The organism is Proteus sp. G2626 (assembly GCF_009915985.1).
GTDB lineage: Bacteria > Pseudomonadota > Gammaproteobacteria > Enterobacterales > Enterobacteriaceae > Proteus > Proteus vulgaris.
On record NZ_JAABNH010000025.1, the window covers coordinates 72234 to 91631 of the forward strand.

A 19398-nucleotide genomic window follows, 5' to 3' on the forward strand; every position below is an offset into this window, starting at 1 on the left:
GTGACCAAAACTAGTGATCTAGCGAAACAGAATGAACATGTTCAAGCTGTTTTAATGAACAATAAAATTCAGGTAAAGTAATTTTTTGCCTCACTAATAATTTCAAATTCACTTCAACGCGCTCTTTTTTAATATCACGGATCGTCAAATTTTCAATCACGTCTTTATGGTTTTTCAAATACTCAATTAAAACGGGAACGCCACTTTCATGAGTAAATAACATACGGACTTTAATTTTACCTAGGCGTTGATTTTTCATCTGAAATAGCACCACTTGTGGACTGAGTTTAATTGCCATAAAAAAGAGAAACGTCACAATCATGGCATGCCAATAAAAACCTGAGCCACAAGCAATACCAACACCCGCAGAAGCCCATACTATTGCCGCCGTCGTTAAGCCTGAAATGGCATCATCTCGTCGATGCAATATAACGCCAGCACCGAGAAAGCCGACACCACTGATAATTTGTGCCGCTAATCTCATTGGATCACTACGAATGTTGTCGGAGATATTGGCGTAATGTTCTGCGGATTGAATAGAAACAATCGTTAATAAACAACTGGCAACGGCAATAATGACACAGGTTTTAAAACCGACAGGTTTTCCCTTTGATTCACGCTCTAAGCCAATAAGGCCACCCAAAATAAAGGCAGCCAGTAGTTTAGCAATACTTGATAGTGATAAAGGGCCAATGCTGTCAACAAACTGAATTAATGCGTCCATGGTTTGCTCCTAACGTTGGCTTATTCCTTTACTTTAAGACTATGGTGTTGCAATGCCTTCCTGGGCTTTTTTATTTTCATTATCTTTCTTTTTCGTTACATCATCTTTAAAGAAGAAGATAAAGAATATGGTTACAACGGCAGCGACGATTGCTGGATATATCCAGAATGTTGACCATTGTGGTAATGACGCATCGCCTGTTTCTGTTACGGTTGAATTAAAGATTTGACCGCAAATAGTGGAAGCAAATAATAAGCCGAAACCATTAGAGACAATAAAGCGTAGGCCTTGTGCTTGAGCACGAATTTCGGGTTTGGCTTTGCGGTCAACATAGATATCACCAGCAGTAAAGAAAAAGTCCCAACATAATCCCTGTAGCATTAATCCGATAACGATAAAATAGAACTCGGTATTTACCGCCGCATAAGAGAAGAATATGGAGCGGATGATCCAGCTAACAGCACCTAAAAGTAATGTAATTTTGAAGCCAAATTTCATTAAGAAGAATGACAATACAAACATAAACAGGACTTCACAGGCTATACCTATTTGCATGATAGAGGCCGCATTATTAAAACCTAATGCTTTAATAAAGACCGGAATATAAGCGGAATACGCTGTTTTTGGGATCATTAAAATAAAGATACTAAACATTAAGATAGCGAAATAGCGGTCTTTAAATAATGAAAGCGCATCTAAACATAAAATATCACGAGCAGAGAATGGTTTGCCTTTTGCTTTAGGAGGAGTGTTCGGTAAGGTAAAGCAGTAGAAACCAAGTAAAACACCCACTGCAGAAGCGATATACCAAGTCATCGTACTCCCAGAGAAGCCCATTTCACCTAATATAAATCCGATAGCCATAAAACCAAACGTACCGAATACACGAATAATAGGGAAATATTTCACGCCATTAATATGGGAGAAACTAATGCTATTTGAAAGCGCAGTTGTAGGGTAAAACAGTAATCCAATAATGAAAATTAAGAATAGTGTCATGCCACTGTTTTGTGCTTCAATAAATTGAGGAACACAAATAATGACTGCCGCATTAATTAAATGAAGGATACCCATGACTTTTTGTGAAGCAAAGAAACGGTCAGCCACCATACCTATAAATAATGGGGAGATAATGGTTGCGACGCCTAATAAAGCGTAGGCATTACCAATAATGCTTGCCATACCATAGCTACTTAATACCAGCCCCATGGTCATATTCCACGCACCTTGCATGAAATATTGCACAAACATCATAATCAGTAAGCGAGAGGTTATTTTCATCTCCATCATCGTTCTCCTCTTAATTTGTTTCTAACGTTAATCCGTCGTAGGCAACACGGATATTATGAGGAGCACAAACAGCTTCTAATTCGTGATGAAGCAATTTGCCACTGTGTGAAATATGTGAAACAGCAATTTGTGTATCTTGATGCAAACAACCTTGTTGTTGCAGTTTTTCTTGCGCGGCAAATACGGTTTCTAGGCTCATATGATTATCGGTACGATCTTTACCATTGAGTCCATAAGTACATTCAAAAACAACGATATCAAGAGGTTTATTTTCTAACCATTTCCATGTTAATTCAGGGAACCAACCAGAATCATGACCATAAAAAATCACTTTGCCATCTTTCTCAATATGATAAACATAACAAAGTTCCCATTTCGCATGATTAGCGAGTAATGGTGTAATTTTATAGCCATTTCTTTCGACAGTAACAAAAGGAATTAAGCAGTGAAAAGCAAAACGTTCTTTACTGTAGCCAGGTAGTACTTCAATGCAGCCATTAATTGCGCGATCGTTGCCGAAAATATGAAGAGGATGGTTAATTTCAAAACCATAACCTTCCATTCGGCTAAACAGATCGCCAACATTGAAATGATCAGGATGAGTGTGAGTGAATAGAAGGCTTTCAAAATTGGTAGCATCCATTCCATCACGCATTAATTGGTAACTAAATGTAGGTGATACGTCGATTAACATAATGTCATCGACAATGGCAGAAGAGTGAGTTCTGATATCTTTCCCACCAAGTTCTCTTGCTTTCAGGCAGTGTTCACAACGGCAGAAGGGATTGGGTATGCCTTCTGAGGCCGCCGTCCCTAAAAAATGAAGTTTCATAAAAATTCCCTTATCCTATTGTTTTATTAGGATTTTATTAATTATCTGGTGTTGGCTATCTGTAAGTTATAGATTTATTTGAACGTTCCAATAATAAAATGATGAAGATTATTTGCCAATAAATGAAGATCAGATCAGTGATCTTATTCAAATTAAATTTTTTATCTTATTGATTAATATATATATTAAAGAAAATTGATATTGATAATCATTTATTTTAGATAAGTTCTAGCAGATTGTTTTATAAGCTATTTAATGATGGAACGTTCAAATTAATTAGCAGTAGTCGTGATAAATAATTCAGGTATGCTAGTGAAAGCGGAAATTGAGATGGAAAAAGGTCAATGGCAACGATTAAAGATATTGCAAAATTAGCAGGCGTTTCTCATGGGACAGTTTCTAACGTATTGAATAAACGTGGAAATGTAAGCGTTGAGAAAATTGAAGCTGTATATCAAGCCGCCAAACAAATGGGTTATCAATTAAATACCCAGGCTCAACTGTTAAGAGCCAATAAAAGTCATAAAATAGCCATACTTTTACCGCAATTAGTTTCTGAAAAATATGCCGTTTTCTTTAATGCTTTAAGGCAGTCTATTGCTCAATTTTCTGAAGTGACTTATGATCTTTTTTTAACGGATGATCTTGAAACCACTGAGCTAGAGGCATTACAGAAAATTGCAGCGGGGGGTTATAAACAAGTGATCACCGTAAGTTGCCTCAATGATGCAAATATCTATTTTGACACGTTAAAATTATCCCCTTCACACGTTGCCTTTGTTTATCGTCAGCCACTTAATACTCAACGATTCTTCACACTCGATTTTGCTCAAGCCGCTGATGCTATTTGCCTGCAAGTCATGCATACAACTGGTCAATTAGTAGGTATTTTTATAGGGAGTAGTGATTATGTGAATAATCAGATTTTTGCTAATGAATTGCAAAGTCGACTTTTAGAGTATGCACCTAATAAAAAAAGTGTGGTGCTTTGTGCATCAGATGAAGAGAGCTATAAAATTGCGTTTGATTTCTTTTCTATGGAGCAAATTCCAGACATTTTTATTGCTCAAGATAGCGAAAAGGCGCGTTATTTAACACAAGCCAGTTATTTCGGTAGCCATGATGATTGCCCACCTATTTTTGCATTAAGCGACAATATCCCTCCTGTATTAAAAGGGTTATATTACTTTCCCATGAACTACGCTCAACTTGGGTTGGAAGTGATTGATGCACTAATGCAAGAAGAGGAAACGGAGATAATCGAGAGTAAAGTCACTTATGTGCGTAATCAAAGTGATCATCTTTATACGGCGACACCTACCATTATTGCTTCTGATAAACACGATTTAAGTCTTAATTTACTGATTTTACCTAGCCCTTCTACTAGTGCATTAAAAAAATTACTACCTCATTTTTATCGCCAAACAGGGATTAAAGTTAATTTAGCGATACATCCATACGATGAAGTTTATCAAATATTAAGTCAGTTACATTTACATCCATATTATGATTTATTGCGTATTGATATGGCTTGTTTTCCTTGGTTTGCGGAAAGAATATTACAGCCATTAGATAAAATTGGTAACGGATTAACAGACTTATTAAATAATTTTTCACTGCCTACTCAGCAGAAATTTAGTTTAGTGAATAATGTTGCTTATGCCATGCCTTTTGATGCCAGTGCGCAACTCCTATTTTATCGAAAAGACTTGTTTGAAGATCCTATTCTAAAAAGAATGTATTACGAAAAAACAGGTAATGAGTTAACCGTACCGACAACATTTGAAGAGTACGACAATGTGACTCAGTTTTTTACACAATTACATGAAGAAGGACAAATAAGTCGTCCAATGGGCGCTTCAACAACATTGGGCAGTGCAGGATTAATTGCAACAGAATATCTTTTACGTTATTACGCCAAAGAGGGGCGCTTAATAGGAAGTGATAATATTCCTCAATTAGCAATGCCTTTAGCGGGTGAAGTATTAAAAGAATACCTACAACAATTGTCGATTACTGAAAATATTTATAATAAATGGTGGAGTGAGTCGGTTAGACAATTTGAGCAAGGGCATCTTGCTATGCTTGTCTCTTATATGAATTTATTTAACGATGTGGCTCATAGTAATATTTTACCTAAAACTGGATTTGCGCCCGTACCAGGTGGTATTCCACAATTAGGGGGCGGTGTATTAGCCGTTTCTCGTTATAGTCAAAAGTCACAATATGCTGAGCAATTTTATCGTTGGCTTTATTCTCCAATGGTTATGGATCATCTCATTTTATTAGGTGGAAATAGTAATCATCAAAATTTCAGTCATAACCAAGAGATTAGCCATCGTTATCCATGGATGACATTGGCTTATCAAGAAATTAATAAGGGAATACGAGAGTCATCGATACCGAATGGTAAGTTATTTAATTTACGCCAAGCAGAAATTATTATCGGGCAAGGGATCACTAACGTTGTAAATAATATTATGACGATAGACGAGACCATTGAATATATTAATCAGCGTTTGTTGATTGATACGCAAGGAGAGCGGTAGATTTTACTGATGGTCATAAAAATAGCAGGGGATGATGAAATCCCCTGTATTAACTTATTATTCACCCGCTAATGCTCTTGGGAATAATAAATTATTTTCTAAACTAATATGATTCATTAAGTCGTCAATAAATTCATTTATACCATTATAAAGCACTCGCCATGTAGTACAGGCTTCCGGCGGAGGAGTAACATCTTTGGTAATAAATTTAATCACTTCAACAATTTCACCTGCATCATCATGTTCGTGTTCCATAACACTAATGGGGGCTCCGGCTTGGTTTCCTAAGCCATTTTTTATCATAGGAAAGAGAATGCGCTCTTCTTTCATCATATGGCTTGTCAATTCATCTAATAATAGCGTCAATTGGCGTGCTAATCCTTTAGGGACAGTCGGTTTTGCTTCATGAACTCGTTCTACTTTTTCTGCTTGTAGAATAAGTTCCGGTAATTGTGCTCTATGTTTGTCATGATAACGAACAATAATAAAATCAATAATTTCACTCAATGATGCTTGTCGCCAATCTTTTTCTAATGGTTGTTCTGAAAGGGCAATTAATTTATTTTCAATTTCATTAATATTAAGCCCTGCTTTTTCTGCAGATTTGCTTAATGTTCTTTTTCCACCACAACAAAAGTCGAGGTTATATTGACGGAATATGGCACTGGCGCCAGAAATAGATAGAGCCAGTTGGCCCAATGGTTGATCACGTAAATTCATATCAGCATCTCGTATGTTATTTAAATTAAGCGGACAGTGCTCTTAATAATGCAAAAGCTTCTTTTACTTGTTCTTCTGTAACGACAAAGGCGCGTAATACATTGTTATCATCAAAGCCTTTGGCGATAACACCTGATTGTGTTGTATTAATATTCCACGTTAAGTCATTACGCGCAGTCTCACCGGCAAGATGTAGAGGCATTAACGGTGTTTTCACCCGAATAATCATTGGCGGTAAATTCAGTGGAGTATTATTTTCACCTACGAGTGATTTGGCTAAATGCATCGCACTTAATTGGATGGGTTGTAAAAACGGTAGTAAATTACCGTTGATTTGTGCGCAATCACCTAAGGCATAAATATTGCTATTACTGCTTTGCAGATATTCATTCACAACAATCCCACGATCAGTATGCAAACCCGCAAGATGAGCGAGCTCTATATTCGGCGTGAGTCCTGTTGCGGCAATAACACAATCAACAGTTAATTGATGATGTTGATTAAATGTCGCTAAAATACCGTTATCAGTTTGTGTTAATGACTGTAATGGTGATTTCAGCATTAATCGCACACCAATTTTAGTGAGGCTAGATTGCAAACGACCACTAAGATCAGACGGGATCAAGGACGATAATAATTGCCCTGAAATATCTGCAAGGATCACCTCTTTACCTGCTCGACTAAAATCCATGGCTAATTCAGTGCCAATTAAACCCGCACCTAAAATTAATACACGTTTAGCTTGGCGAATTTGTGTTTCATAAGTTTGGTATTCTTGCTGACTATTAAGCGTAAACATTAACTCATGGCCTGAAATAGCAGGACAATAAGTTTTGGCTCCAGTGGCTAATACTAATTTATCGTAATACCATTGTTCACCTTGGGCACTCTGAATACGTTTTTCATCTGTATTAATATCAACGATTTGCGTATAAGGATAGATCGCAAGTTGATACTGTTGTGCAAACTCTTGGGCTGTTTGTTTGGTTAAATCATTTGCACACTGAGCTTGGCTAATAACATGGCTTAAATCCGGTTTGTTATATTCATCAATACTGTCTGATGCAATTAAAGTAATGGGAATATCTGCATTAAATTTGCGAATATTTTTAACTAATTGGCGTGCGGCAAACCCCGCACCAATAATAACAATCCCATTATTAAGAAGGCCTGTACTCATTTTGCCTCCTTCGCAAGTGTATCAAAGACATCTTTTCCTAATGAGCATTCAGGGCATAAGAAGCTATCAGGGACTTCACTCCACGGCGTATTAGGTTGAACGTTTTGCATTGGTTCACCTACTGCCGGATCATAAATCCATTGGCATACACTGCATTGCATACGTGGGCCTAAGTCGATTGCTTCAACATCTGCGATAGCTTCAGATTGTGATGAGGTGATACAATCAGGTTGAGTCGCAGGAAGTGGTGCCAAAGCCCATTGACGTGCAATTTCACGACCATATTCACGACAAATTTCTTGTGCTTGCATATCTGGACGCCATTTGGTTTTTAGTGCCAGTGCGGTTTCAAATCCAGCGTCCATTAAACGGGTTTGAATACGGTCAACCGCACCACCATTCCATCCATAACTCCCGAAAGCAGCGGCTTTTTTATTACGAAAACGTAAACCCGTCATCTCTTCAAGCATGGCGGCGATTTTTGGCATCATGACATTATTCATTGTTGATGAACCGACAAGCACACCTTTAGAACGAAACGCACTCGTGATAATGTCATTTTTATCACTTTTGGCGACGTTATAGCTTTTTACAAACACATTAGGGTCAATTTCATTGATACCTTGTGCAATGGCATCTGCCATCATACGGGTATTGTTAGACATGGTGTCATAGAAAATAGTGATACGATCTTCTTGATAATCTGCTGCCCATTTTAGATATAATTCAACAATTTGTGTTGGATTATCACGCCATACCACGCCGTGAGACGTGGCAATCATATCGACAGGTAAATTAAAGCCTAAAATTTCGTTAATTTTGGGTGTTACAAGCCGACTAAAAGGCGTCAGAATATTGGCGTAATAGCGTTGGCATTGCTCGAATAATTCTGTTTGGTCAACTTCATCGTTAAATAAACGTTCATCACAATAGTGCTGACCAAAAGCATCGTTACTAAATAAAATCGCATCACCAGTTAAATAGGTCATCATGCTGTCAGGCCAGTGTAGCATTGGTGTTTCAACAAAAATCAGTTGCTTGCCATTACCAATATCAAGGCTATCGCCTGTTTTAACAATATTAAAATTCCATTCAGGGTGATGATGATGCCCATTGATTGAATCAATGGCGTTTGCTGTGCAGTAAATTGGAGTATTAGGAATAAAAGACATCAGCTCAGTAAGTGCGCCAGCGTGATCTTCTTCTGCATGATTAATAATAATGTAATCAATCTCTTCCAGATTAATTTGAGCTCGTAAATTTTGTACAAATTCGCGACTAAATTTATGGTCAACTGTATCAATAAGGACATTCTTTTCTTCACATATTAGGTAGCTGTTATAGCTACTTCCTAATAATGTTTTATATTCAGTGCCATGAAAATCACGAACTTCCCAGTCACGTTGTCCAACCCAATTAACATTATTTTTAACATGAATAGCCATTTTGTATTGTTCCTTCTCATTAATCTTTTCATCGGGATATGTATAGATATAATCAAGAAGCGTGCCAGTTTTTATCTTATTGTTTTAAAAGATTTTTATTTTTATGGCTATTTGTGTATTGTCAATATGACTATCTTTACCATGTCAAAATGACCATAATAACAGTCATAATGACTATGAGGTGTTTTTATGGGCTTTTCCGTTGATGTGTTGGCTACAATTGCCATTGAATTACAAAAAGATGTGGGTCACCAAGATAGATTTCAGCGACTGGTGACCACACTTCGACAAGTGTTAAATTGTGATGCCGCAGCATTGCTTCGTTATGAACCTCATCAGTTTATCCCATTAGCCATAGATGGCCTTGTGCCTGATGTATTAGGGCGCCGTTTTTTACTTGAAGGGCATCCTCGTTTGGAAACTATCGCGCGAGCAGGGGATGTGGTGCGTTTTCCTGCGGACAGTGATTTACCCGATCCTTACGATGGCCTTATCCCAGATAGAGAGCATTTAAAAGTTCATGCTTGTGTGGGGTTACCATTATTTGCGGGGCAAGATTTAATTGGCACTTTAACGCTTGATGGTATGGATCCCCATCAGTTTGATACCTTTAGTGATGAAGAATTACGTTTAATTGCTGCATTAACCGCTGGTGCATTAAATAATGCGTTATTGATTGAGCAACTCGAAAATCAAAATATGTTATTTACACCAACTAATACGTTTAAGCCTACAGTAAAAACAGAAATTATTGGTTTATCGCCTTCGATGATGCAACTGAAAAAAGAGATAGAAATTGTTGCACCCGCAGATATGAATATTTTAGTGAGTGGCGAAACGGGAACGGGTAAAGAGCTGGTGGTCAAAGCCATTCATGAAATGTCTAATCGTGCAGATAATCCGTTAGTCTATTTAAATTGCGCGGCACTTCCTGAGAGTGTGGCAGAAAGTGAATTATTTGGTCATGTGAAGGGGGCCTTTACCGGCGCAATTAGCCATCGCAGTGGTAAATTTGAAATGGCTGATAACGGGACCTTGTTTCTTGATGAAATAGGGGAACTTTCATTATCACTTCAAGCCAAGTTACTGCGTGTTTTACAATATGGGGATATTCAACGGATTGGTGATGATCGTAATTTACGCGTTAATGTGCGTGTATTGGCAGCAACCAATCGTGATTTATGGGAAGAAGTGTTAGCAGGGAATTTCCGTGCTGACCTTTTCCATCGGTTAAGTATTTTTCCTCTGCATGTCCCGCCATTGCGAGAAAGGGGGGAAGATATTTTGTTATTAGTGGGTTATTTCTGCGAGCAATATCGTCAGCGTTTTAATCTGACTCAAGTGATTATTAGCCCTGAGTTACGCCTTTATTTGTTACACTATTCTTGGCCGGGTAATGTGCGTGAATTAGAGCATACTATTCACCGAGCAATTGTATTAGCGAGGGCTGGAAATAAAACTGATAGCCTTATTTTACAAGTTAACCATTTTGCTTTGGGAACTGAAAACTCGCTTCACCCTTCCCCTCAAACGTTACCTTCTGAAGACAAAAATTTAAAAGAAGCAACGGATGAGTTTCAGCGAGACTTAATTAAACAAGCATTGCTACGTAATAACCAAAATTGGGCGGCAACTGCGCGAGAATTATCACTTGATCCGGCTAACTTACGTCGTTTAACAAAGCGTTTAGGATTAAAGTCGTCATGATTTAAAAAGGAAAATACCCTAAACGAAAAAAGGTAATTTGGGTGCGTGATCCAAATTACCTTAAATAATTATGTTAGGATGATGAGCTGTTAATTAATTTCTATTTTCTGAATGCTTTCACCGTGATGGTTACCAGTTCTGTTAATGTGCTATAAAATTGGCTATACCCACTCATTTTTAATTTATTTAAATAGTGAGGTAGCCATGGGGTTAAATGAAGGGAAAGTAATTCATTAACTGCGTCTTCTCTTTTTTCCGATGCTAATACCGCCGCTTGAAATAACATTAAACCGATATGATCAACAGGCTCTGGAAAAGACGTGTTTATTTTTAAACGTTCCCGTTTTAAAAACTCACTGAGAGCAAGGGTAGAATCCCCTTGTAATAAGCCTTCAGGATCTAAATAAACCGACCCCCAAGGCGGTGCGGGTAAGGCATGAGGGCCAATAAAAAGATTTTGCCATTGGGTTTTTAGTTGCGCAGTATCGATAGAAACAGAATTAATTAGACGTTCACAAAGGTGATTTTCAATCTTACAAGGCCACTGTGCTACAAAATCCCCTGTTTTAAAAAAATTGAGTGCAATTTTATTGGTTTCATCATCTGGTGAGAATAAATAACAAATTCCCAATAAATTAAATGCAGCCGCGTAATAAGAAAGCCTGCTCATAATTTTTAATACTTCCTTAAAACAAACCCCAATAATGAGGTTTGTTTTTTTATTATTTAAACGATTTGCTCAATGATAATTAGTGAATTGAGTAGAAAACATAGCGCAACATAAAGTCAGCGATAATTGCGACAACACAGCCAAGTGCAAAAATAGACTCAGTTGATTTACCTTGATTTTTAGGAGCTAGAAATTTCACTAAACTATAGCCACAAGCTAATACTGCAATGGTGGCTAATATCCAACAGGTAGTACGTAACGAACCAATGGAGTAATACACTTGAATAGGCGATAACGGGAATGTCACCGATTTTTGGCTATAGAGTGTGCTAGTTAAATATTGCTCATAAAAAGGTTGATACAGTAATCGACCGATTAAGCTAAATGCCATTATTCCCCATAATTGCCATTTCCAGCGCATGGGTAAAGAGTCTTGTGGTATTTCAATACCTAACTTACTGCCTATACGTTGTAATACTTTGGTCAGCAAAAAGAAAAGAGCGGCGCCAAGCGTTAACATTGCCCCGAAGAACATGACGTAAGTGTTAGGATCCATCCAGGTTAAAATAGAGGTATGGCGATAAATCGACGCCATGCAATAGATATCAAATAACCCAATCAGAATACTGATACTTAATAGAAGCATTGAGAGTTTGCGAGTGCGCCAGAGCCATAAAAAGGTTAATCCTAGGCAACCGACAAAAATGGCCGTGACGGCAACTTCACGACTTAACCAAGCAGAAAACACATTTCTAATCGCATTCGGTGCATTTAACGGTACGCCTAAGTGAGTAATTGAAGCGATAGAGCCTAAACCAGCTAACCCACAAATAACAAATAAGGCTAACAGCATAAAGCGATAGTCGCTTTCTGCATTGAGATAATGAGAAAGGCGACGCGCAAAAAGCCCTGTTGTTAGCGCAAGACCAATGGTCGCATTCATCATAAATGTGAAGATTAACAATGACCATTCATTCATTTTCTTTCTCCCTTATTATTAATTCCGTCATTATTGGCACCCTGATGTGGGTTAATAACAAGGTTTGGATGCGTTATTTCAGGGGAAGGTAAACCCGTGACATAATCTAAATCACCATAACGTTCACGTAGTTCATCAATAGGACCAAATTGGATTGCACCTAAAGGACAAGTTGCAACACAAACCGGTTGTTCACCTTTTTGCTGTAAATCAATACAAAAGTCGCATTTCGACATCTGTTTGGTTTCTGGATCCATTTGTGGCGCGCCATAAGGGCAAGACCACGCACAAGCACCGCAACCGACACATTTGTCTGTATCTACCATGACAATGCCATCACCTTCACGCTTATGCATTGCTGTTGTTGGGCAGTTTTTAACGCAAATAGGGTCGTCACAGTGGTTACAAGAGATAGACAGCGTGTAAGCAAAGACATTATTGACTAGCGCGCCTTTAGGATTGCGAGTATAACCGCCTCCAGTGATTTCATAGACCCGACGAAATTTACGTCCAACATCAAGATTGTTTTTATCTTTACACGCAACCTGACACGCCTTACAACCTGAACAGCGAGCGTTGTCGATATAAAACCCTAACTGTTTGTTGCTCACAGCGGGATAAACGATAAATTGACTCATGCTTTTGCTACCTCGACCAATAATGTTTGGTGAGCATTGCCGTGTGCCATTGCGGTGCTACGGGATGATGTTAATACGTTGGCACATCCACCTTGATCTATGCCTTTTGCATCAGGTTGCCACCAAGCTCCTGCTTGCAAGGCCACGACACCAGGCATAATTCGTTGTGTTAATTTGACGGGAACCATCGTTACCCCACGATCGTTATACACTTTGACTTTTTCGCCCTCTTTAATGTTTCTATCTTGGGCATCTAATGGGTTAATCCAGAGTTCTTGACGCTGTACTTCTTGTAACCAAGGGTTGGCAAATTGTGTTGAGTTTGCGCGATTACGCCCTTTCCATGTGATCAGTTGTAATGGGAATTTATCCGTTAGCGCATCTTCAGGCCCTTCAATGGCAGGCACATAATGAGAGAGTGCCGGAATATCGACATTATTCATGTCATATAAGCGCTTAGAGAAAATCTCAATTTTGCCCGATGGCGTTGGGAATGGATTATTCTTGATATCTTGGATATTTTTCTCAAATGCCACATTTTGGGTATGTGGACGATGTTTTAAGAGATGACGGCGTTTAACCAATAGTTCTTTAAAGGTTGGAATACCGTCTTCAGGACGCTTAACACTTGCGTCATTGACTAAATATTCAATCCAATCGCGATCAGTCTCTTTGCCTTCGCTAAATTGTTTACCCACACCTAATTTATCGGCAACTTCACGTAACCAATCGTAGTCAGTACGACGTTCAAATTCAGGCTCGATGACTTTTTCAGAAAGAATAATGTAGTCGCCATAACTCCATGTACCACCGATATTCCAGCGTTCTAAGAAACTGGTTTCAGGTAGTAAAATATCGGCATATTTTGCACTAGGTGTCAGATACAGATCACTACAGACGATAAATTCTACTTTCGATTCATCTTCAAGTACTTTCGCAGCATGAAGAATATCGGTATTTTGGTTTGTCATGTAGTTACCCGCCATTGAGAAAATCATCTTGATTTCAGTATCAAGTTTCTCGGCGTTCAGTAACCCATTTTGTGGTGTGACTAAATTTTTGTCTTCACACGCTTGCACCCAGTTGGTGATATTAATTTTCGCTTTTACTGGGTTGGTTAATAGGCTTGGTCCTGCAATGGTTTTACGCAACTCAGAGTTTAAAGCCATACCATAGCCGGCAGCCCAACCACCACGAACACCCACATTACCGGTAATAGTTGCAAGTAATGTTGCACCGCGTGCCGTCCGTTCACCACAAATATGGCGCTGAGGCCCCCAACCTTGCATCAATGTAGCTGGTTTTGTGGATGCATATTCGCGAGCCAATTGTTTAATAGTATCTGCTGGTACTTTAGTGATGGTTTCAGCCCATTCAGGGGTTTTCTTAATGCCATCTTTTTTACCCATTAAATAGGCAACTAAAGATTCATTTTCATCCACACCTTCAGGCATTTGGTGCTCATCAAAGCCAACAGTATATTTATCAATAAAAGCTTGATCATGCAGATTTTCGCTTACGATGATATACATCATCGCATCCATCATGGCGTTATCTGTTGTGGGGAGTAACGGGATCCATTGATCAGCCAAAGAAGAGGCAGTATCAGAATAACGAGGATCAACGACAATAAATTTAGTGCCGTTTTTCTTCATTTTTTGGAAAAAATGGTTTGAATGACCAAAAATCGTTTCGTTAGGGTTATGGCCCCATAAAATCACAAGAGGGGTATTTTCTAACGTATCAAGTGTGCTACCACTGGCAGCTGTACCGTAAGTATAAGGAGTGACCGCAAGGGTATTTCCATTACTAACGGAGTGATAGTTTTCCAGAAAACCCCCAGTGATATTAAATAGGCGACGTAACATATTCGCACCAGAGAAAATACCACCAGTAACCCCCGTACTTAAGCTGATAAAGCGTGATGCGGGGCCATATTGCTGGTTCATACGCTGCATATTTTGCGCAATAAGAGTGGTCGCTTCTTCCCAAGTGATACGTTCAAATTTGCCTTCACCACGTTTGCCAACGCGTTTCATTGGGTATTTTAAACGGTCTGGATGATAGACAAATTTTCGATAACCGCGACCTCGAACGCAGGCACGCATAATAGGCATTTCTTCATCTAGATCAGCATCGGGACGTGTGCTAATACGGGTGACTTTGCCATCTTTTACATGGGCTCGAATATCACATTTACCGCCACAGTCAAAGCTACTGCAAGTTGAAACAACGCGTTCATCAGCTTCAGTTGTTATTGGTTTTACGGGTATAGCATTGTCTGTGGTCGTGGCAAAAGAGTGTGAAGCGAGGAACGGGAGGGTGACTAATGCTGAGCTCGCTTGAATAAAGTGACGGCGACTAACATCGTTAAGAATGCTCTTTGTATCACTATCGTGATCGGACTGATTGCTCATAATGAACTCTACCTTAAACATAATAGGCGGATGCCGATATACCCGATACTTGATATAAAGAATGTGCATGATTTTTCTAGGCTATGAATAAAGGGAATGTCTGGTATCCGCTGCATTATTATTGAATGCATAGATAATTGCAGCATGTTCGAAATAACATCTACGAGAGGGATAGTAGTTGATTAATCTTTTGCCAACATTCTAAAACCAGACAATGACATTTGAATTTCAGCCTATTTACGAAGGGTGTTAATAGCTCGTTTTTTGATTGTTAATAAGGTTTATTAAATAGATATCAAGAAGGTTGAAATTTCACATAAGATACTTTTGTTGTTTATTTAAATATATAACTATTTTAATTATATAGCTCATTATTTGCCAATGCGTGGAGTATGGGATAACTGCTATATTAAAAAGGACGAAGATAAAAAGAGAGTGATCCAAACAGTGAGAAATGTACCGTTAAAAAGCGTTGATTCACTTGATCGAGATGTTATTGCGCTGGGTACAGACTATTTACCCAATACGCTGTTAGAAACGCACCAACATCGCCGAGCCCAATTTTTATACCCGGCTACGGGATTAATTGAAGTGAGTACAGATGAGGGGGAATGGGTTATTCCACCATCTTGTGGTGTGTGGATCCCACCAGAAACTGGGCATGAAACTCGTATGTTAGAAGTGAGTACGCGAAGCTTATATATCGAGCCTTCTGCAGCCCCTCGTGATAGCAAACAATGTGAAGTTGTCAGTGTTTCCCCTCTTTTTCGTCAACTTTTACTTGAAGCTGTAGATGTGCCTGCAGAATATGATAAAAAAGGGCGAGATGGTCTTTTAATGCAGTTAATCTTATGTGAACTAGGGAAAGCAAAACCGTTACCGTTTTTTGCGCCTATTCCACAAGATAGTAAATTAGCTAAATTATGTCGTGATTTTATTCGTCATCCTAAAATTGATTCTTTACCGCAACAGTGGGCGGATAAATTACATAAAAGTGAACGTTCTTTTAGCCGTTTTTTCCGCCAACAAACAGGAATGTCATTTTCACAATGGCGACAACAAGTCTGTTTATTGAATTCATTAACACAAATCTTATCAGGACGCGGCATTACCGACATTGCCTTTGACTTAGGTTATAACAGTGCCGGCTCATTTTCGACAATGTTTAAAAAACAGATGGGGCAATCGCCTTCTCACTTTAGTATGGATGCGTTAGATATAGATCGGTTTTAGTCTTCGATGGTTAAGAAACGTGCCTTATAGGCACGTTTCTTTCTTTTGAAGATTAAGCTCCCTTTTTTCTTATAGAATTGTGCAAGTAATAGGGTAAGAAAATCAAACTTACCGCAGTAATAATTGCGGTGGTAACTAACACCACGAAAAAGGCATTTTCAAAAGCGATATTTGCTTGGGAAATGACAAGAAATGCGGTGTCATTAGGTAATTTTTCCGCCACAATTAGCGCTTCATCTAAACTGTCATAGACAGCATTATTGATAGCTAATGCGTCAGGTAGTACGAGTTTTAAGGTATAGACCGTACTCATTAAACTGCCCATAAACGTCACACCAATCACACTCCCAAGTTCGTAAGCGACATCTTCGATAGAAGCCGCCATGCCAGCTTGTTTATCGGCAACACTTAACATAATAGATGTCGATGCTGTCGTAAAAATAATACCTAAGCCAAAGCCAATGAAAAATAAGCTACCGATTAACACGATTGGAGAGGTTGTTTGATAGATAGCGATTAACCATATATTTCCGATTAAAGTGAGCAAGAATCCGCAAATAATCAGGCGGATTTCACCTAATCGTGTTAAAAAATAGCCCGCTAGAGGAGAGGCTAATACAGAGCCAACTGGAATAGGTAAGATCACTAATGCTGCATTTAAGGGGGTAAAACCAGCAACCAGTTGTAAGCGTTGACTAAGCAACAATTCAATCCCCACAATAATCACCATTGAAAGAACAGCCATTAAAATACCGATACTAAAAAAACGGTTTTTAAATAACCTAAAATCAATCATTGGGTGAGCTTGTTTACGCTGGCGCAAAGTAAATAAGGTGAGAAAAATGGCTGCAATGACGCCCGCAATAGCGACTTCATTCCACTGTGTATAAGGTTTGCCTAGCTCTTTTAAAGCATAAATGGCACTGATCAAACCGATTAAGATAAGCACTGAACTTAAATAATCGATTTTGTGGTTACCCTGTCCTGCGAACTTAGGAATAAGCCAAAGAGAGAATGGTAATACTAAAAGAACAATCGGGACATTAATTAAGAAGACTGAGCCCCACCAAAAATGTTCAAGTAACATCCCACCAATTAAAGGCCCCAAAGCCGCACCGCCTGAAGCAACTGCAGACCAAATGCCAATCGCAATAGCACGCTCTTGCGAGTCACTAAAGACTTGTCGCACTATCGATAGGGTGGCAGGCATACTCATTGCTGCTCCCACAGCCAAAAAGCCACGAGACGCAATTAAGGTTGTCGCAGTGGGAGAAAAAGCCGCACACAAAGAGGCGAACGCGAATAATGGTAACCCACAAATAAAGAGTGTTTTATGGCCTATTCTGTCTGTGAGCATTCCTGCTGCAGGTAATAATCCAGCAACAATTAATGGATAAGCATTCATTATCCAAAGCTTTTCTGAAGCACTTGCATTTAAATCATGGGTTAAACGAGGTAATGCGGTATAAAGCACCGTTACATCAACAACAATGAGAAACAGCATGCTAGATACCAAAAGTAATACTATCCAACGCTTATAATCTTTTATCATAGAGAATCTCGGTTATTTTTATGAGTATTATTTTTACTAGCGGGTATAATATAAATCCATACGAACGTATTGAAAAGAGGTTTTTTCATGGGACGCCAAAGAACGATTGATAGAGAAAAGCTACTCGAAGCCATTTTTGATATTGTCATGGAGCAAGGTGCTGCGGCTCTGACTATTGACACTGTGGCGAAAAAAATGGGAATTTCAAAAGGTGGTGTTCAATACTGTTTTAGTAGCAAAGAAGCGATGATTGACGCAATGTTTGAACACTGGGAAGGTAGTTACGAAGCTAAATTTAACGCGATCGTTGAAAACGATAATTCGCCTGAAAATCGGGTAACCGCACATATTCGTGCCATTCATACACATGATAAGGTCGCCTTTGCTAAAGGTGCCAGTTTGATGGCCGCTTTGCTACAAACGCCAGAATATTTACAAAGTACAAAAGAGTGGTATCAGCAACGATTAGCAGGTGTAGATACGAAAACAGAAGCAGGAAAACGTGCGCGATTGGCATTTTTAGCAGCAGAAGGCACTTTTTTGTTACGCTATTTTGGGTTGATGGATATTGATGATAATGAATGGCAATCTATCTTTGAAGATATTGATTCGGCGCTGATCTCAAAAGAAAAAAGACAATAAAAAAGCATGTTGTTAATAAGAAGAACAACATGCTTTTTATTGACGATAATCGGGATAAATAGAATTAGTAATACATAGCAATTAATTTATTATCGAGCTCTTTAACGTCAACGGGGGTGTCGAAAATATCTTCGATAATGTCCGCTTTCATTATCTCTTTTGGGGAGCCATGATAATACAATTGTCCATTACGCATGGCTAAAATATAGTCAGAATAAACAGAGGCAAAATTGATATCATGAATAACAATAATAATAGTTTTTCCTAATTCATCTGCGGCTTTTCGCAGAAGTTTCATCATGATCACCGCATGTTTCATATCAAGATTATTGAGTGGTTCATCAAGCATGACATATTCTGTGTCTTGGCATAGCACCATCGCCACATAGGTGCGTTGACGTTGCCCACCAGACAATTCATCGAGATAGCGATGACGAAATTCAGTTAAATTTAAAAAAGCTAATGACTCATCAATGACTTTTTTATCATCAAGCGTTAAACGGCCTTTGCTGTAAGGATAACGGCCGAATCCGACTAATTCTTCTACGGTTAAACGACTGACGAACTGGTTTTCTTGGCGCAGTATTGAAAGGTTTTTTGCAAGCACATCGCTATCTGTTGCTGCAACGTCCATACCGTTAACACTGACCATGCCACTTTCAGGAATTAATAAACGTCCAATAACAGAAAGCAGTGTGGATTTACCCGCACCATTAGGGCCAATGATCGAAGTAATACCGCCACGTTGAATTGTTGTTGTAATATTATCGAGAACGGTTATATCTTGATAATGCTTTGATATTTTGCTGATTTCAATCAT

General features: G+C 38.7%; 16 protein-coding genes. 4 read left to right on the forward strand and 12 right to left on the reverse strand.

Annotation, left to right across the window (positions count from 1 at the left end; genetic code table 11):
* Positions 1 to 10: 10 nt before the first annotated feature.
* Genes GWJ05_RS10160 through GWJ05_RS10170 form a run of 3 tightly spaced genes read right to left on the reverse strand, consistent with a single transcriptional unit; the run spans position 11 to position 2846 of the window.
* Entirely contained in the window at positions 11 to 724 is a 714-nt protein-coding gene (locus GWJ05_RS10160) for an MgtC/SapB family protein (protein WP_036933651.1), read from the reverse strand.
* Positions 725 to 763: 39 nt separating this feature from the next.
* Positions 764 to 2011, reverse strand: a complete 1248-nt coding sequence (locus GWJ05_RS10165; RefSeq protein ID WP_036933654.1) for an MFS transporter — start codon at positions 2009 to 2011, stop codon at positions 764 to 766.
* 13 nt (positions 2012 to 2024) lie between these two features.
* On the reverse strand, positions 2025 to 2846 hold the full coding sequence (locus tag GWJ05_RS10170; RefSeq protein ID WP_036933657.1) for an MBL fold metallo-hydrolase: 822 nt from the start codon (positions 2844 to 2846) through the stop codon (positions 2025 to 2027).
* 344 nt (positions 2847 to 3190) lie between these two features.
* Here GWJ05_RS10170 and GWJ05_RS10175 point away from each other — a divergent pair, with 344 nt between their 5' ends.
* Positions 3191 to 5395: an extracellular solute-binding protein gene (locus GWJ05_RS10175; RefSeq protein WP_115370588.1), complete on the forward strand. Its 2205-nt coding sequence runs from the start codon at positions 3191 to 3193 to the stop codon at positions 5393 to 5395.
* Positions 5396 to 5452: 57 nt separating this feature from the next.
* Here GWJ05_RS10175 and ytfE read toward each other — a convergent pair whose 3' ends face one another.
* The 3 genes from ytfE to norV are packed head-to-tail and all read right to left on the reverse strand — an operon-like array spanning position 5453 to position 8740.
* The gene (gene ytfE, locus GWJ05_RS10180) at positions 5453 to 6115 is read right to left on the reverse strand and encodes an iron-sulfur cluster repair protein YtfE (protein ID WP_036933661.1); all 663 of its coding nucleotides are present in this window, start codon (positions 6113 to 6115) and stop codon (positions 5453 to 5455) included.
* Between the two features lie 25 nt (positions 6116 to 6140).
* Positions 6141 to 7295 (reverse strand): NADH:flavorubredoxin reductase NorW, encoded by a 1155-nt coding sequence (norW, locus tag GWJ05_RS10185; protein WP_036933663.1) that lies wholly within the window; start codon positions 7293 to 7295, stop codon positions 6141 to 6143.
* Positions 7292 to 8740 (reverse strand): anaerobic nitric oxide reductase flavorubredoxin, encoded by a 1449-nt coding sequence (gene norV, locus GWJ05_RS10190; RefSeq protein ID WP_036933664.1) that lies wholly within the window; start codon positions 8738 to 8740, stop codon positions 7292 to 7294. Before norV ends, norW begins: the two co-directional genes overlap by 4 nt.
* Positions 8741 to 8929: 189 nt before the next feature.
* Here norV and norR point away from each other — a divergent pair, with 189 nt between their 5' ends.
* The gene (gene norR / locus GWJ05_RS10195; protein ID WP_036933665.1) at positions 8930 to 10447 is read left to right on the forward strand and encodes a nitric oxide reductase transcriptional regulator NorR; all 1518 of its coding nucleotides are present in this window, start codon (positions 8930 to 8932) and stop codon (positions 10445 to 10447) included.
* A 100-nt stretch (positions 10448 to 10547) separates the two neighbouring features.
* Here the strand turns inward: norR and dmsD are convergent, their stop codons facing one another.
* The 4 genes from dmsD to GWJ05_RS10215 form a co-directional block, all read right to left on the reverse strand.
* Positions 10548 to 11117, reverse strand: a complete 570-nt coding sequence (gene dmsD / locus GWJ05_RS10200) for a Tat proofreading chaperone DmsD (RefSeq protein ID WP_161681397.1) — start codon at positions 11115 to 11117, stop codon at positions 10548 to 10550.
* A gap of 79 nt (positions 11118 to 11196) precedes the next feature.
* Positions 11197 to 12096, reverse strand: a complete 900-nt coding sequence (locus tag GWJ05_RS10205) for a dimethyl sulfoxide reductase anchor subunit family protein (protein WP_036933668.1) — start codon at positions 12094 to 12096, stop codon at positions 11197 to 11199.
* Entirely contained in the window at positions 12093 to 12734 is a 642-nt protein-coding gene (locus tag GWJ05_RS10210; RefSeq protein ID WP_036933670.1) for a DMSO/selenate family reductase complex B subunit, read from the reverse strand. Before GWJ05_RS10210 ends, GWJ05_RS10205 begins: the two co-directional genes overlap by 4 nt.
* Positions 12731 to 15151 (reverse strand): DMSO/selenate family reductase complex A subunit, encoded by a 2421-nt coding sequence (locus GWJ05_RS10215; protein WP_103005169.1) that lies wholly within the window; start codon positions 15149 to 15151, stop codon positions 12731 to 12733. Before GWJ05_RS10215 ends, GWJ05_RS10210 begins: the two co-directional genes overlap by 4 nt.
* Before the next feature lie 447 nt (positions 15152 to 15598).
* Here GWJ05_RS10215 and GWJ05_RS10220 point away from each other — a divergent pair, with 447 nt between their 5' ends.
* Positions 15599 to 16384 (forward strand): AraC family transcriptional regulator, encoded by a 786-nt coding sequence (locus GWJ05_RS10220; protein ID WP_036938726.1) that lies wholly within the window; start codon positions 15599 to 15601, stop codon positions 16382 to 16384.
* Positions 16385 to 16436: 52 nt separating this feature from the next.
* Here the strand turns inward: GWJ05_RS10220 and GWJ05_RS10225 are convergent, their stop codons facing one another.
* Positions 16437 to 17936, reverse strand: a complete 1500-nt coding sequence (locus tag GWJ05_RS10225) for an MFS transporter (protein WP_161681398.1) — start codon at positions 17934 to 17936, stop codon at positions 16437 to 16439.
* 87 nt (positions 17937 to 18023) lie between these two features.
* Between GWJ05_RS10225 and GWJ05_RS10230 the strand changes: the two genes are divergently transcribed.
* Entirely contained in the window at positions 18024 to 18578 is a 555-nt protein-coding gene (locus tag GWJ05_RS10230; RefSeq protein WP_036933676.1) for a TetR/AcrR family transcriptional regulator, read from the forward strand.
* A gap of 64 nt (positions 18579 to 18642) precedes the next feature.
* Here GWJ05_RS10230 and GWJ05_RS10235 read toward each other — a convergent pair whose 3' ends face one another.
* On the reverse strand, positions 18643 to 19398 hold the full coding sequence (locus GWJ05_RS10235) for an iron ABC transporter ATP-binding protein (RefSeq protein WP_036933678.1): 756 nt from the start codon (positions 19396 to 19398) through the stop codon (positions 18643 to 18645).

Excerpts from the sequence above, each read along its gene's own strand:
- norV (WP_036933664.1), bottom strand. The coding sequence starts at position 8,740 with ATGGCTATTCATGTTAAAAATAATGTTAATTGGGTTGGACAACGTGAC.
- GWJ05_RS10230 (WP_036933676.1), top strand. The coding sequence starts at position 18,024 with ATGGGACGCCAAAGAACGATTGATAGAGAAAAGCTACTCGAAGCCATT.
- norR (WP_036933665.1), top strand. The coding sequence starts at position 8,930 with ATGGGCTTTTCCGTTGATGTGTTGGCTACAATTGCCATTGAATTACAA.
- norW (WP_036933663.1), bottom strand. The coding sequence starts at position 7,295 with ATGAGTACAGGCCTTCTTAATAATGGGATTGTTATTATTGGTGCGGGG.
- GWJ05_RS10205 (WP_036933668.1), bottom strand. The coding sequence starts at position 12,096 with ATGAATGAATGGTCATTGTTAATCTTCACATTTATGATGAATGCGACC.
- GWJ05_RS10160 (WP_036933651.1), bottom strand. The coding sequence starts at position 724 with ATGGACGCATTAATTCAGTTTGTTGACAGCATTGGCCCTTTATCACTA.
- GWJ05_RS10225 (WP_161681398.1), bottom strand. The coding sequence starts at position 17,936 with ATGATAAAAGATTATAAGCGTTGGATAGTATTACTTTTGGTATCTAGC.
- GWJ05_RS10170 (WP_036933657.1), bottom strand. The coding sequence starts at position 2,846 with ATGAAACTTCATTTTTTAGGGACGGCGGCCTCAGAAGGCATACCCAAT.
- dmsD (WP_161681397.1), bottom strand. The coding sequence starts at position 11,117 with ATGAGCAGGCTTTCTTATTACGCGGCTGCATTTAATTTATTGGGAATT.
- GWJ05_RS10175 (WP_115370588.1), top strand. The coding sequence starts at position 3,191 with ATGGCAACGATTAAAGATATTGCAAAATTAGCAGGCGTTTCTCATGGG.
- ytfE (WP_036933661.1), bottom strand. The coding sequence starts at position 6,115 with ATGAATTTACGTGATCAACCATTGGGCCAACTGGCTCTATCTATTTCT.
- GWJ05_RS10165 (WP_036933654.1), bottom strand. The coding sequence starts at position 2,011 with ATGGAGATGAAAATAACCTCTCGCTTACTGATTATGATGTTTGTGCAA.
- GWJ05_RS10210 (WP_036933670.1), bottom strand. The coding sequence starts at position 12,734 with ATGAGTCAATTTATCGTTTATCCCGCTGTGAGCAACAAACAGTTAGGG.
- GWJ05_RS10235 (WP_036933678.1), bottom strand. The coding sequence starts at position 19,398 with ATGATTGAAATCAGCAAAATATCAAAGCATTATCAAGATATAACCGTT.
- GWJ05_RS10215 (WP_103005169.1), bottom strand. The coding sequence starts at position 15,151 with ATGAGCAATCAGTCCGATCACGATAGTGATACAAAGAGCATTCTTAAC.